This window comes from Deinococcus pimensis DSM 21231 (assembly GCF_000519345.1).
GTDB classification, from domain to species: Bacteria; Deinococcota; Deinococci; order Deinococcales; family Deinococcaceae; genus Deinococcus_A; species Deinococcus_A pimensis.
Window position 1 is genome coordinate 8,363 of sequence record NZ_KI912617.1, and the last position, 506, is coordinate 8,868.

A 506-nucleotide genomic window follows, 5' to 3' on the forward strand; every position below is an offset into this window, starting at 1 on the left:
GGGCGACCCCGCCGAGCCACGCGGCGAGCGCCGCGCCGAGCTGGTGCGCGAAGAACACCCAGCCGTACACCGTGCCGACGTTCGCGCGGCCGAAGCGGTCCGCGACGAGCGCGGTGGTGGGCGGCACCGTCGCGATGTAGTCGAGGCCGAACAGCACCGCGAAGAGCAGCAGGCCCGTCTCGCCCTGCACGAAGGGCAGCGCGAGCAGGCTCAGGCCGCGAAAGCCGTAGTAGACGGTGAGGAGCCGCTGGGGATCGTAGCGGTCCGTGAGGTACCCGGACGCGAGCGTCCCGACGAAGTTGAACGCGCCCATCAGGGCGAGGACGCCCGTCGCGGCGCCCGTGGTCATGCCGTGCTCCACGGCGTGCGCGATGAAGTGCGTGCCGATCAGGCCGTTGCTGGTGGCGCCGCACACGAGGAAGGTCCCGGCGAGCAGCCAGAAGTCGGCGGTGCGGACGGCGCGGCGCAGCACACCGGGCTCCGCGACGAGCCGCGCCGGAGCGCCC

The 506-nt window shown here is 73.5% G+C and carries 1 protein-coding gene; it reads right to left on the reverse strand.

All coding sequences use genetic code 11. From position 1 onward, the window contains the following. Nucleotides 1–506 (reverse strand): MFS transporter (locus DEIPI_RS27340; protein WP_157463389.1); only part of this gene is annotated, 506 nt, incomplete at both ends.